The organism is Mesorhizobium sp. P2_E9 (assembly GCF_056403815.1).
Window position 1 is genome coordinate 1 of sequence record NZ_JBFUET010000030.1, and the last position, 13,316, is coordinate 13,316.

Below are 13,316 nucleotides of genomic sequence, written 5' to 3' on the forward strand. Positions count from 1 at the left end.
CAAGGCCCGCCAAGGGACCACGGGCCGCGTAAGCGGCCCTTTCATTTGGTGGTTACCAATACCGCAATCGCCTCAGGCGATCGCAGACTACGCAAGCAAACGCTTGCTCAGATCGGCAAGCAGATGCTTGCCTAGGGTTGGCGCGGGGTGGAGCAGCCCGGTAGCTCGTCAGGCTCATAACCTGAAGGTCACAGGTTCAAATCCTGTCCCCGCAACCAAACATAAAACGGCCCGCCTGGCGCAAACCAGCGGGCCGTTTTTTGTTTTTCTAGGCTCGGTTGGAGCGCATCAGCGCAGGCAGAGCCAGTTTGCATCAATGTAAGTTTGCGCTGACGTTACATATCGCGGGGCGCTTCACCCTTTGGTCACGCCGCGCGCCCGCTTTCTCTCGGCAGCCGCGAGCAATTCAACGAAGGCGCGTACCTTGGCGGGCCGGAAGCGGGCCGGCGGAAAGACGGCATGGATACCCCCGGTCGGCAGGGTCCATTCGGCGAATATCCGCACAAGCCGCCCTGTGGCGATATCCTCATCAACTGCATAGTCGGGAAATATGCCCAGACCGATGCCGGCGAGCACGCAAGCATAGGCCGCCGGGCTCTTGTCGCATACGACGACGGGATTGAGTTCGGTCAGAACCGTCTCGCCGTTCCTCGAGAAGAGCCATTGGCCGACGCCGCGCAGCTGGGCGTTGCCGACCCAGGCCAGTGATCGCGCCTGGTTCGGGTTCGCATCCGCCGGCAGGCTTGCCTCGCAGGCCGGGCTGGCAACGACGATCTGCCGTATCGTGCCCAGGCGCCGCGCCTGGTTGGAGGAATCGGTGAGCCAGCCGACGCGGATGCCGAGATCGATCTGCTCGTCGACCAGACTGCTCACTGCGTCGTCGAAGATCGCCTCGACACGCATATGCGGATAGGTCTTCAGATACGCCGCCATGACAGGGGCCACCATCCTGGTGCCATAGTCGAGCGGCGCGGTCAGTCTCAGCGTTCCGCTCGGCTCGACCGCGCTGTGCGAAATCTCACCATAAGCCGACTCCGCCTCGCGCAGGATGATCACCGCCCTGTCATAGAAGAGCCGGCCCTCTTCCGTGGGCGTGACACGCCGCGTCGTGCGCTGCAGCAGCGTCGCGCCCAGCTCCTCTTCGAGCCTGCCGATCTGATGGCTGACCACGGCCTTGGCGACACCAAGCCGATCCGCAGCTGATGTGAACGAACCAGTCTCCATCACCGTGGTGAAGTAGACGAGCCGGTTGAGGTTCAGAAGGTCGGCCAAGATGGATGCTTTTGTCTGATCTGATCAGACAGTTTGTATTATTGGCCGCGATTTATCGCAAGACCTGCGTCTGCCACATATAGCCAAGATATGTGGCGGGCTCGTCGGCGATATCCCGCACCGAGGATGGCAGCAATCGTGAGCAATTCAGACGTGACGTACCTTTTCGACCCGCTCTGCGGTTGGTGCTATGGCGCCACGCCGATGCTGGACAGGTTGTCGGCCAGTGGCGTGCGCGTCGAGCTGCTGCCGACCGGCCTGTTCTCCGGTTCAGGTGCACGGCCGATGGATGAAGGTTTTGCCGCTCATGCCTGGGCGAACGACCAGCGTATCGAGCGTTTGACTGGACAGAAATTCACACAGGCCTATCAGCATAATGTCCTCAATATCCGCGGCACCTTGCTGGACTCGCACGCCGCGACCCTCGGCATCAGTGCCGCCGGGCAGGAAGACCCCAGCCGCCGGCTCACCGCGCTGAAGGCGATCCAGCGTGCGCGCTATGTCGACGGCCGCGATATCGTGACTGTCGAAGGCGTGGCTGGCGTGCTCGCCGATTCCGGCATGGCGGATGCCGCGGCAATGCTGAAGAAGCCGACCGAAATCTTGCTGACGGCGCACAGCGAGCTGGTCAGCCGTGGTCGCGCGCTGTTCCAGCGCCTGCATGCCAATGGCGTGCCTTCCCTTGCAATCATCCGCAACGATGCGCCCAAGCTCATCGGTTCGAACGCGCTGTTCGGCAGCTTCGACAATCTCCTCGCTCATATCGCGGCGGCGTGATCCCCAACTGACCTCCAACAAGGACTGGAAAAAAGACATGGCAAAAGTCGCTCTCATCGGCGCATCGGGTGCTGTCGGTTCGCGCCTGCTCAAGGAACTTTCTGACCGTGGCCACACGGTCACCGGTATCGCCCGCAGCCCGGAGAAGATTGCCGTGCTGCCCGGTGTGACGGCCAGGAAGGGCGATGTCTTCGACAAGGAAGGTCTCGCTAATCTGATCCGAGGTCATGATGTGGTGATCAGTGCCGTGCACTTTCTGGACAGCGATCCCGAAACGCTGATCGCCGCCGTGCGCGCTTCCGGTGTGAAGCGCTATCTCATTGTCGGCGGCGCCGGCAGCCTCGAAGTCGCGCCCGGCAAAAGGCTGGTCGATACCCCCGAATTCCCGACAATCTACAAGGCCGAAGCGCAGAAGGGCGCCGACTTTCTCGACACGCTGAAGACGGTGGGCGATCTCGATTGGACCTTCCTGTCGCCCTCCGCCATGTTCGTCCCGGGCGAGCGCACCGGCAAATACCGCCTCGGCAAGGACACGCTTCTCGCCTCGGACAAGGGCAGCAGCATCTCCTTCGAGGACTATGCCATCGTCATGGTCGACGAGATCGAGAAGCCGGCCCATGTCAGGCAGCGTTTTACCGTCGGCTATTGATCAAACGGCGGCGGCCGTGTCTCGATCGAGGCCGGCCGACGCCAAACGCATCAGGGCTTCGCGGACGCCGACACGCCGATAGGTTTCGGTGACGAGGCCGTCCTGTCTCAGATCCTGGCGGCGACGTTCGACGAAGGCGCGCTCCTCGCTGGTCAGGTCGTGCTCACGCTTGCGCAGCCAGTCCTGGTAGGACGAATCGAGTTCCTTGACCGGCTTGGCCGCGGTCGAAACCGAAGCCGGCCGGCTGTCGCTGTAGCGCGGCCGTAAGGCACTGTTGGGATTGTATTCGGTTCGCTTGTCGTTGCCTGAAATGACGAGGTCGGGATCCGAAACACGGCCCGACGGGTCGTAGACGAAGGCCGATGCGATGCGGTCGAGCGCCGCATCGATCTCCTTCGGCCGATGCACGACCTCGCGCGGCGCGCGATCGGGAACGGCCAGCCTTGTGATGCCGCGATCATTGATGGCGTCGAGCACCTCACGATGATCGAGCGAGGTGATGATCTCGCGCCGGGCCGGCCAGAAATCATAGGGCGCATGCGCGCCATAGCCCTTGCCGATGTGGAAGGCATAGATTTCGGGATAGACCGTCAGCTCCGTGCGGCGGCTCGGCTTGACGTCGTAGAAGGAGGTGATGGCGATCTGCAGCAGATGGGTGGCGCCGATGCCGCCAAGCGCATCGTCGACTACCAGGCCGAAGCGGTCATGCGGGTTCCAGTCCGGCAAGGCCTGTGCGATCGAGGCGGGCTTGCCGTCGATCTCGACGTCGAACATATCTGCCTTCAGCAATGTCACGACATGCATTGCGGTCTCCGTCGTCTTCCGCCGATTCGTCAGAGCGTCATCAAATAGTAGCACCTGCGCTTGTCAGCCGGCATACGGCTTAACCGTTCGGATCGGGGCAGGTCAGCTGGGCCTTGCGAGACTCCTTCCCCATCAGCGTCGGCATGGTTAATACTGTCGACTTCGCGGAGAATCGATCATGGAGCATAGCCGGCTATCGAAGAAGGAGCGGCATGCGCTTATCCTGACGGAAGTGCGCCGATCGGCCTCGATCCGTATCTCCAGGCTCGCCCTGCGACTGGGTGTTGCCGGCGAGACGATCCGCCGCGATCTGATCGAGCTTGGCGATGCGGGACTGCTAAACCGAACCTATGGTGGCGCGACGATCTCGCTGGTGACATCCGAACCGGTGATTGCCGAGCGCAGCCAGACCATGATCGAGGAGCGTGCCCGGATCGGGCGTGGTGCGGCCGGACTGGTCGAGAAAGGCCAGATCGTGATGATCGATGGCGGCTCGACCACCTACGAGGTGGCGCGCAGTCTCTCGCAGCTCAAGCGCGAGCTGACCATCATCACCAATTCCATAGGCGTGGCCTCGGTGACTGGGGCCAATCCGACCTTCCGGGTTATCCTGTGCCCCGGAACCTATGACAGCCGGGAAGCCAGCGTCGTCGGTGAGGATACGGTGGAATTCGTCAAGCGCTACAACGCCGACATTGCCATCATCGGCGCCTCGGGCCTGTCGGTGGACGGACCCAGCGACATGATCTCGGGGGCGGCGGCGGTCAAGCGGGCGATGATTGCGCGCGCGCTGTCGACAGCGCTTGTGGTGACCAACGACAAGTTCGGCCGCAACAGCCTGGAACGCGTCTGCGGGCTCGGTGAGCTTTCCGACATCGTCACCGATCGTGAACCGCAACCGGCGCTACGCGCGGTCATTAAAGCGGCTGGAACGGAACTTCATGTCTTCAGCGGCAACTGAGCGACCGCCGCGAGAGGCGATCGATCAGTTGAAATCCGACCCCTTCAGGAAGATTGCCGCCATCAGGCCGGGAACAGGAACGCCGAAGCGGGATCGAAAAAGATACGCTGACCTGATGCGATGATGCTACTTGCCCCCTCAGCGTCAGAGGTTGGCCTGACATCGATTTCGTCGCCGCTGGCCGTGCGCGCCACGACGCGCCGGCGGTCACCGAAGAAGGCGGTATCGACGATCTCGACGGCAAGTGCCGCGCTCGCCGGTCCGGGTGTGAGGCGGAAGGCTTCCGGGCGCACCATCAACCGGACCTTCTGGCCTTGGCCGAAGGACGTTGTCGTCTTGACGCCGGTCACGATCGAGCCGTCGGCCAGGCGGATCGTTGACGCCCCACCCGCGGTTTGCAGATGCTCGGCCGGCAGGAAATTCGAGTTGCCGATGAAGCCGGCAACGAACTCGCTCGCCGGCCGGAGATAAAGATCCTCGCCGGTGCCGATCTGTTCGATACGGCCTTCCCTGAACAGAGCGATGCGATCCGAAAGATGCAGCGCCTCCTCCTGGTCATGCGTGACATAGAGGATGGTGACGCCGGTCTCGCGGTGGATGCGGCGGATCTCGGCCTGGATTTCCTGGCGCAGCTTCTTGTCGAGTGCCGACAGCGGCTCGTCCATCAAGAGGATCGGCGGGTCGTAGGCCAGCGCGCGGGCAAGCGCCACGCGCTGCTGCTGGCCGCCAGACAGCGCGCCTGGATGGCGGCCGGCGAAGTTTTCGAGGCGCACCAGCGCCAGCATGTCGGAGACCTTGCGCTTGACCTCGCCATCCGGCCGGCGGCGCACGCGCAGTGGAAAGGCGACATTCTCGGCGACGCTCAGATGCGGAAACAGCGTGTAGCGCTGGAAGACCATGCCGATGTTGCGCTTGTGCGACGGCACCGAAAGCAGCGACCTGTCCTCCAGAAGCACGTCGCCCGAGCTCGGATCCTGGAAACCGGCGATGGCGTAGAGCGTCGTCGACTTGCCGGAGCCCGACGGGCCGAGGAACGTCAGGAACTCGCCCTTGGGCACATCGATGGTGACGTCATGGACGGCGACGAAGGCGCCGAACGTCTTTCTTACCGCGCGTATAGACAGGAAGGACCGGGTCATCTGGACAATTTTCTGCGAAGGAGTGCGGTCACGATCATCAGGCACAAGGTCAGGCCGACAAGCAGGCTGGAGGCGGCGGCGACGACGGGGCTGAGGTCGGCGCGCAGGCTGCCCCAGATCTTGACCGGCAAGGTCTGCAAGGTCGGGCTTGCCATGAAGATCGCCACCACGACCTCGTCCCATGAGGCCAGGAAAGAGAAGATCGCCGCCGAGAAGATGCCGATCCTGATCGACGGCAAGGTGATCCTCAACCGCGCCTGCAACGGGCTGGCGCCGCAGACAATGGCCGCGTCCTCGATGGATTTATCAAAACCCTCGAGCGCGGCGGTGATCGGGATGATGGCGAAAGGCAGTGCCAGGATAGTGTGGGCGATGACGAAGCCGACCGTGGTGCCGGCAAGGCCGATGCGCAGGAAGAAGGCGTAGATGGCGATGGCGAAAACGACGACCGGCAACACCATAGGCGTCAACAGCAATCCGCGCAGGAATTGCCCCCCGCGAAACTCGCCCCTAACCAGGCTGAAGGAGGCAAACAGGCCGATGATGACGGCGAGGATGGCGGCCATGGCAGCAATCCGGGCACTGGTCAGCGCGGCATCGATCCAGGTCGGGTCGGCCAGCAACTGCTGGTACCATTTCAGCGTCCAGCCGGGCGGCGGGAAGGCGAGCCAGCGCGACGAGCCGAATGACAGGAGCACGATGAAGACCACCGGCAGCAGCAGGAAAGCCGCAACCGCCGCGGTGAAGCCGACAAGCGCCACACGCAGCCACCCGAGCCGGTCGTAGTCGAGCAGCATTCTCAGATCCCTCCGCCGGAGCGCCTGGTGCCGACCAGGCGAAGCTGGATCGCGTAGAGCGCCATGGTGACGACGAGCAGGACGAAGGCGGCCGCACTGCCGAGCCCCCAGTTGAGCAGTGACTGCACCGTCTGTGCGATCATCTCAGCCAGCATCATGTTCGATGTGCCGCCGAGCAGGGCCGGGGTGACGAAGTAGCCAAGCGACATGACGAAGACCATCAGCCCACCGGCGGCGATGCCGGGGAGCGACAGCGGCAAAAGGATGCGGCGGAAGGCCTCGAACGGGCTCGCGCCGCAAAGGGCGGCGGCGCGCAGCGTCATCGGGTCTATCGCCCTCAGTGTGCCGACCAGCGGCAGGATCATGAAGGGCAGCATGATGTAGACCATGCCGATGGTGACGCCGGCCAGATTGTTGATGAGCGGCAGCGGCTCGTGGATGATGCCCAGGCCCATCAGCGCCCGGTTGATCACCCCGGTGCGCTGGAGCAGCACCATCCACGCATAGGTGCGGGTGAGAAGGTTCGTCCACATCGACAGGATGATGATGCCGAAGACGATCGAGCCCAAAGCGGGCGGCATGATCGCCAGCATCCAAGCCACGGGGAACGCCACCAGGATGGTGACGACGGTGACGACCGATGCGACCAGGAAGGTGTTGAGGAACACCCGCACATAGGTGCCGCTGCCGAACAGCGCCGCATAGTTCTGCAAGCCCGGTTCGGGATCGGTGACGCTGCGCAGCAACAGGGCGACCACCGGCACGATGAAGAACAGGCCGACCAGCAGGAGGGCCGGCAAGGCGCTGCCGCTGCCGGCCGGCAGGCCGGCGACCGAGCTGCGTCTGAAAGAACTTCCCTGCATCGAGCGGTCCTGTCTCGAAACGGGGCGCGCAAGCCGCGCCCCGTCGGTCTGCAACGGTGTTACTTGGTCTGCCAGGCATACCAGCGCGTGGCGATCTCGTCGCGATGCTCGGCCCAGTAGTTCATGTCGAGGTTGATCTGGCCCTCGACATGGGCATCTGGCAGGGCCTTGACGGCATCGGCCGGCATCTCCGCCTTTGCCTTGGTGTTGATCGGCGCATAGCCGCTTGCCTCCGCGAATTTCGCCTGGCCGGTCGGGCTGGTTGCGGCAGCGAGGAACTTCATCGCACTGTCCTTGTTCTTGGCGCCCTTGGGCACGACGAGCACGTCGGCGGCGGTGAGGTTCTGGTTCCAGGCGACACCGACATCGGTGCCATCCTGCTGCAGGGCGAAGACACGTCCGTTCCACAGCTGGCCGAAGGCGGCTTCGCCGGAGGCGATCAGCTGCTGCGACTCGGCACCGCCGCCCCACCAGACGATATCGGACTTGATGGTGTCGAGTTTCTTGAAGGCACGGTCGAGATCGAGCGGATAGAGCTTGTCCGCCGGCACGCCGTCGGCCAGCAAAGCGATCTCGATGACGCCCGGCGCCGACCATTTGTAGAAGGTCCGCTTGCCGGGAAACTTCTTGGTGTCGAACATGTCGGCCCAGCCGGTTGGTTCGCCCGTAACGGCACCCTTGTTCCAGGCGAGCACGAAGGAATAGTAGAAGCTGCCGACGGCATGCTCATTGCTGAAGCGCGGGTCGAGATCGGCCTTGGGCACGACCGCATAGTCGATCGGCTCCAGCAGACCGTCCTTGGCAGCCTTTATGGCGAAATCCATTTCCACGTCAACGACATCCCAGGTGACGTTGCCGGCGTCGACCATGGCCTTGAGCTTGCCGTAGTCGGTCGGCCCATCCTGCAGCACCTTGATGCCGGAGCTGGCCTCGAAGGGGGCCGCCCAGGATTTGGTCTGCGCTTCCTGCGTGGTGCCGCCCCAGCTGGTGAACGCCATCTCGTCGGCCTTGGCGGCGGTCGCCGCGAGCAGTCCGGCCAGCAGGCCGGTCAAAATCAGTTTCATGTCATTCTCCTCTGTTGGTCTGTTCTTGTTTTTCTCAGTGCACCTGCGTCCCGCGGTTCTCAGCGCATGACGAAAGGATCGGGGATCGGCTCGTCCGAAGTGTTGATCCATACGGATTTCGAGCGCGTGTAATCTCTGATGGCATCGAGCCCGCCTTCGCGGCCGAGGCCCGACAGGCCGTAGCCGCCGAAGGGAACGAGCGGCGATACGGCGCGATAGGTGTTGACCCAGACGACGCCGGCATGGATGTCGCGCGCCATGCGGTGCGCCCTAGCGAGATTGCTGGTGAACACGCCGGAAGCCAGGCCGAAGGGCGTGTCGTTGGCCAATGCCAGCGCTTGCGCCTCGCTGTCGAAGGCAAGCACGCTGAGCACCGGTCCGAACAATTCCTCGCGCACGCAGGCCAGGTCGCTGCCGCCGGCATCGATGATGGTCGGTGCATAGTAGAAACCGCTGCCGGCTGGCCGTGTTCCGCCGGTGACCAGCATACCGCCCGCGTCAAGGCTCTCCGCGACAACCTTCTCGATCCAGTCGCGTTGGCGCAGCGTGGCGAGCGGACCCATTTCGGTCGCCGGATCCTGCGGATCGCCGATGCGGATCGCTTCGGCCTTGCGTTTCAGCCGGGCGAGGAATTCATCCTTCACCGAACGCTCCACCAGCAGCCGCGAGCCCGCGACGCAGCTCTGGCCCGTTGCGGCGAAAATGCCGGCGACCACCGCGTTGGCAGCACTGTCGAGGTCGGCGTCGGCGAAGACGACGACCGGGCTTTTGCCGCCGAGCTCCAGCGTGGTGTAAGCGAGGTTCTCTGCCGTGTTCCTGACGATGGCGCGCGCCGTCGACGGGCCGCCGGTGAAGGCGACGCGCGAAACCAGCGGATGGCTGGTCAGCCGCCGGCCGCAGTCCTGGCCGAAGCCGGTGAGGATGTTGACGACGCCTGGGGGAAGGCCGGCCTCAAGAACCAGTTCGGCAAAGGCGAGCAACGGCGCCGGTCCGTCCTCGGAGGCCTTGAGCACGATGGTGCAGCCGGCGGCGAGCGCCGGGCCGAGCTTGACTGCCGAGAGGAAGAGCTGCGAATTCCATGGCACCACGGCGGCAACAACGCCGATTGGCTCGCGGCGAATGGTGACGTCGAGATCGGGCTTGTCAACAGGCACATGCGCGCCCTCATGCTTGTCGGCGAGCCCGCCATAATAGCGGTAGTAGTCGCCGACATAGGCGATCTGGGCGCGGGTCTCGCGGATGATCTTGCCGGTGTCGCGTGTCTCGAGTTCGGCAAGTCGCCCGGCATTGGCGGCGACAAGGTCGCCGAGCTTGACCAGCAACTTTCCACGTGCAGTCGCTGTCATCCTTCGCCATGGGTCTGAGCGCAGTGCGCGATGCGCCGCCTCGACGGCACGGTCGACATCGGCTTCGCTCGCCGCCGGCATCCTGGCCCAGGCCGCGCCGGTCGACGGGTCGACACTGTCGAACGTGGCGGACGGCTCGTCGAAGCGGCCGTCGATGAAGTTTCTGAAAACAGCGTCGGTCATGGGCTCGCGATCAGAGGAAGGCCGGCATCACCCGGTCGATGAACAGTTGCAGCGATTTCGTCTTGCGCTCGTGCGAAAGCCCGCTGTCGATCCAGATCGAGTACTGGTCGTAGCCGAGCGCCTCATAGGCCTTCAGCCGGGCGATGACCTCATCGGCCTCGCCGATCACCAGGTTCTGTCGGATCTTGTCCGGCGCGTATTGCGGCATGGCCGCGATCTCGTCCGGCGTCAGCGGCTCTAAAACGCCTTGATGCACCGGCTTCTTGTTCTGGAACCAGGCGCCGAACTGGCAGTAGAAGGTCGACAGATCCTGCGTGAGGCGATCGGCGTCGGCCGCGTCCTCGGCGACGAATGTGTGCATCAAAAGCATGATTTCCGGCCGTTCGATCTCGGAATGCGCGGCGCAGGCGGCGTTGAAGCGCTGCATCAGGCTCGTCACCTCGTCATCGCCGGAAGCCAGCGGAGTCACCTGGACCTTGCATCCGTTGGCGACGGCGAAATCGTGCGAATTCGGGTCGCGGGCCGCCACCCAGATAGGCGGGTAGGGTTTCTGCAGCGGCTTGGGCGAGGAGGTGGTGGCGGGGAATTGCCAGAACTCGCCGGAGAGTTCGAAGTCGCCGTCCCAGAGACCGCGGATCGCCGGTATGATCTCGCGCATGCGCTGGCCAGCGCCCCAGGCGTCGAGGCCTGGAAAGATGCGCTGATATTCATAGCTGTAGGCGCCGCGCGCGATGCCGATGTCGAGCCGGCCGCCGCTGATGACGTCGGCCATCGCCGCTTCGCCGGCAAGCTTGATCGGATGCCAGAAGGGCGCGATCACGGTTCCAGTGCCGAGGCGGATGCGGCTGGTTTTGGCGGCGAGATAGGCGATGTTGATGAAGGGATTGGGCGAGATGGTGAATTCCATGCCGTGATGCTCGCCGATCCAGGCGGTCTCGAACCCTGCCTGTTCGGCCATCAGGACCAGTTCCTCGAGCTCGGTCACAAGCTCGGAATGCGGCTTGGCCAGGTCCGACCGTTCCATATGCACGAAGAGCGAGAATTTCATCCGTGGTCACCTGTATTGACGGTGGAAGCGCTGGGTCTGGCGAGCGGCCGGACCTCGCCTTCGACATCGTTGCCGACATAGACGCCGAATGCATCCACCGAGCATTCCCTGACATAGCGCGCGAGCATGGAGCGGATCGCCGGATCGGCGATCTTCAATCCTTCGATCGCGTCGATCTCGATGAGCCTGATGCCGCGATCGCTGGAAGCGGGCACGTCGAACGTGCCGCGATAGTAGACATGTGTGCGCGAAACAGTTCCGGCGTCGTCCCAGACGGCGAACAGGAATCCGAGCTGTGCCTCGATGGCCTTCGCCGCAAGCAGCCCTCGCAGACTTTTGCCATCCCCGGCCGAGCCCAATCCCCGGCCGCGCGGCAGTTCAAAGCCGTCCGCCGTTTCCAGGAACAGGATTCGGCCGCCATTTTCGAGGATGGCGCCGACATCGGTGCCGGGCTGGGTGGCCGCCAGCGCGTCCTGGCTGAGGCCGGGCGCGACATAGGCGCCGCGGCAATAGCCGAGCGGCGGCGCGGAATTGTGCTCGAAATCGCGGACGCGGCCGATAAGGATCGAATGATCGCCGGCCTCGACCAGCCGCTCCATGTCGCAGTCGAAGGACGCGACAGAGCCGTCCAGCACGGGGCTGCCGGTGCGTCCCGGACGCCAGGCCACGGAAGCGAACTTGTCGACCGCTTTCGAAGCGAAGATGCCGGACGCTGCCTTCTGACCCTCGTTGAGAACGTTGATGGCGAAGCTCTTCGATGTCGCGAAGACGGGATGGCCAAGGGCTTTGTGGGCGATGCAGACCAGTACCAGCGGCGGATCGAGCGACACCGAGGTGAAGGAGTTGGCGGTGAAGCCGCGCGGCTCGCCTTCGGGACCGATCGTGGTGACGATGGTGACGCCGGTGAGGAAGGAGCCAAGCGCACGGCGGAACTCGCCGCTGTCGAACCCGGTATTCGCCTCCGCAGTGCTGTTCTGCTCGGCTGCTTCGTCCTCTGCGAGGAAATCAACGATATGGCGCGTGGTGAGATCCGGTGCCGCCACCGCCATCATGTGCTTCTCGCCCGGCAGCACCGTGCAGCGGCCCTGCGGCGCCAGACGTGCCATCGCGGACGACATTGCCGGCGACGAGTTCCTGTCCTCGGAGCCGGTCATGAACAGGGCCGGCACGGCCAGCGTCGGCAGGCGGTCAGCATGATCGCCGTCGGCTCGAGCGAACAGGCGGTAGGTGCGGGCATAGCCTTCCGGGTCGACCGCGCTCAGTTCGGATGCCGTCTTCTGCGCTGCCGCTTCCAGCTCGGCCGGCACCGGATCTCCGAACCAGCGGGCAATGGTCTGTGCCGTACCGGCCGTATCGCTGCGGCCATTGAGCGCCACAGCTCGCTGGCGAACGGCTTCGGCCAGTTGAGGTGGACGCCGGAACACCGCATTCAGCGAGACGATGCGGCGGACCCTCTCCGGTGCGCGCAGCGCGAGCTCCTGGGCAACGAGCGCACCCATCGAATGGCCGACGACGGACACTTGGTCGAGGCCGAGATGGTCGAGCAAGCGAATGGCCTGGTCGGCGTAGTCGGCCAGTTCCGGTTGCTGCGGCGGCAGCGGCGAAAGGCCGTGGCCGAGCATGTCGATGGCGATCACGTCAAAGCGGTCGGCCATGCGCTCGATCTGCGGCTGCCAGATCGCGGCGTTCATGCCAACGCCATGGATGAACAGCACCGGCGTGCCCGATCCGGCGCGGATGAAGCCGGTGCTGTCGGGCGCGGTGCCCTGTCGGGCCCATGCGGAAGCGTCAGCCATGCACGTCCCCAAGCTCCTTGAGGTCCTGATAGCGATCACCGATGCGATGGTGCGGGCGACCGCCGATCGACGCGCCAAGCGCGACCACCAGCTCATCCGGCGCCGGCGCATCGCCGATCTGGAAATGCACGGTCAGGTAATGCGAGCGCCGTCCCTCGTCATTCTTGTCCATCAGCGGGATCATGATCGGCGTGTTCGGCCCGCCGCGAAGATTGGTGAAAGCAAGATAGGTCTTGGCGCCGACGGCGCGGCGATAATGGTTGCCGAAATGCAGCGTGTGGATCAGCGCCGAGGCATGCTCGATCTCGCCCGACGTGCCGCAAATGGCTGCCTTGCCATAGCCCTCGATCGCCTCGCCGGAACCGGCGGCGGCAATGATCTCGCGGGTCAGGATTTCTCCCAGCACCGGCGCGCAGGCGCGGATTTCGGGCGACAGATCGTCGGTGAAGCCGCGACCGGCCCAGGGATTGGTCAGCACCGCGGCGACGCCGATAAGGCGCAGTGGGCTGGAGACAACCTTGCCGCCTTCGATCAGCGTGTTCTCGGAATAGGTCACGATCTTGCGAATGGCAGGCAGCATGAAATCCTCGGGTCTGCGACGTCGCGGGACCATCTGA

Annotated in this window: 13 protein-coding genes and 1 tRNA gene; 4 read left to right on the plus strand and 10 right to left on the minus strand. The window is 64.2% G+C overall.

From position 1 onward, the window contains the following. The first annotated feature begins 141 nt into the window (after window positions 1–141). A tRNA-Met gene (locus AC1D05_RS34185) sits at window positions 142–218 on the plus strand. Window positions 219–354: 136 nt separating this feature from the next. Here the strand turns inward: AC1D05_RS34185 and AC1D05_RS34190 are convergent. Continuing rightward, on the minus strand, window positions 355–1,272 hold the full coding sequence (locus AC1D05_RS34190) for a LysR family transcriptional regulator (protein ID WP_477447218.1): 918 nt from the start codon (window positions 1,270–1,272) through the stop codon (window positions 355–357). 138 nt (window positions 1,273–1,410) lie between these two features. Between AC1D05_RS34190 and AC1D05_RS34195 the strand changes: the two genes are divergently transcribed. Together AC1D05_RS34195 and AC1D05_RS34200 are read left to right on the plus strand one after the other, a co-directional pair. Beyond that, window positions 1,411–2,049, plus strand: a complete 639-nt coding sequence (locus AC1D05_RS34195) for a DsbA family protein (RefSeq protein WP_477447220.1) — start codon at window positions 1,411–1,413, stop codon at window positions 2,047–2,049. 37 nt (window positions 2,050–2,086) lie between these two features. Further along, window positions 2,087–2,698, plus strand: a complete 612-nt coding sequence (locus AC1D05_RS34200) for an NAD(P)-dependent oxidoreductase (RefSeq protein WP_477447222.1) — start codon at window positions 2,087–2,089, stop codon at window positions 2,696–2,698. Here AC1D05_RS34200 and AC1D05_RS34205 read toward each other — a convergent pair whose 3' ends face one another. Continuing rightward, complete coding sequence (locus AC1D05_RS34205; RefSeq protein ID WP_477447224.1) at window positions 2,699–3,502, minus strand: hypothetical protein; 804 nt, start codon at window positions 3,500–3,502, stop codon at window positions 2,699–2,701. Window positions 3,503–3,680: 178 nt separating this feature from the next. On the opposite strand from AC1D05_RS34205, the gene AC1D05_RS34210 reads away from it, so the two are divergent. Further along, on the plus strand, window positions 3,681–4,463 hold the full coding sequence (locus tag AC1D05_RS34210) for a DeoR/GlpR family DNA-binding transcription regulator (protein WP_477447226.1): 783 nt from the start codon (window positions 3,681–3,683) through the stop codon (window positions 4,461–4,463). A gap of 62 nt (window positions 4,464–4,525) precedes the next feature. On the opposite strand, the gene AC1D05_RS34215 is transcribed toward AC1D05_RS34210, so the two are convergent. From AC1D05_RS34215 to AC1D05_RS34250, 8 genes are read right to left on the minus strand one after another with little or no spacing between them, the layout of a single operon-like run. Next, window positions 4,526–5,602 carry an ABC transporter ATP-binding protein gene (locus AC1D05_RS34215; protein WP_477447228.1) on the minus strand — a complete coding sequence of 359 codons (1,077 nt, stop codon included), beginning with the start codon at window positions 5,600–5,602 and terminating at the stop codon, window positions 4,526–4,528. Continuing rightward, window positions 5,599–6,399, minus strand: coding sequence for an ABC transporter permease (locus tag AC1D05_RS34220; RefSeq protein WP_477447230.1), 801 nt, complete (start codon window positions 6,397–6,399; stop codon window positions 5,599–5,601). Before AC1D05_RS34220 ends, AC1D05_RS34215 begins: the two co-directional genes overlap by 4 nt. 2 nt (window positions 6,400–6,401) lie before the next feature. Beyond that, window positions 6,402–7,262 carry an ABC transporter permease gene (locus AC1D05_RS34225; protein ID WP_477447232.1) on the minus strand — a complete coding sequence of 287 codons (861 nt, stop codon included), beginning with the start codon at window positions 7,260–7,262 and terminating at the stop codon, window positions 6,402–6,404. 59 nt (window positions 7,263–7,321) lie between these two features. Beyond that, a complete protein-coding gene (locus AC1D05_RS34230; protein ID WP_477447234.1) occupies window positions 7,322–8,326 on the minus strand; it encodes an ABC transporter substrate-binding protein in 1,005 nt (334 codons plus the stop codon). A 59-nt stretch (window positions 8,327–8,385) separates the two neighbouring features. Next, window positions 8,386–9,855: an aldehyde dehydrogenase gene (locus AC1D05_RS34235; protein WP_477447236.1), complete on the minus strand. Its 1,470-nt coding sequence runs from the start codon at window positions 9,853–9,855 to the stop codon at window positions 8,386–8,388. Window positions 9,856–9,865: 10 nt separating this feature from the next. Further along, entirely contained in the window at window positions 9,866–10,903 is a 1,038-nt protein-coding gene (locus AC1D05_RS34240; RefSeq protein WP_477447238.1) for an LLM class flavin-dependent oxidoreductase, read from the minus strand. Further along, window positions 10,900–12,699, minus strand: coding sequence for an alpha/beta fold hydrolase (locus tag AC1D05_RS34245; RefSeq protein WP_477447240.1), 1,800 nt, complete (start codon window positions 12,697–12,699; stop codon window positions 10,900–10,902). The genes AC1D05_RS34240 and AC1D05_RS34245 overlap by 4 nt, the downstream gene beginning before the upstream one ends. Beyond that, window positions 12,692–13,279: an amino acid synthesis family protein gene (locus tag AC1D05_RS34250; RefSeq protein ID WP_477447242.1), complete on the minus strand. Its 588-nt coding sequence runs from the start codon at window positions 13,277–13,279 to the stop codon at window positions 12,692–12,694. Before AC1D05_RS34250 ends, AC1D05_RS34245 begins: the two co-directional genes overlap by 8 nt. Between the last annotated feature and the right edge of the window lie 37 nt (window positions 13,280–13,316).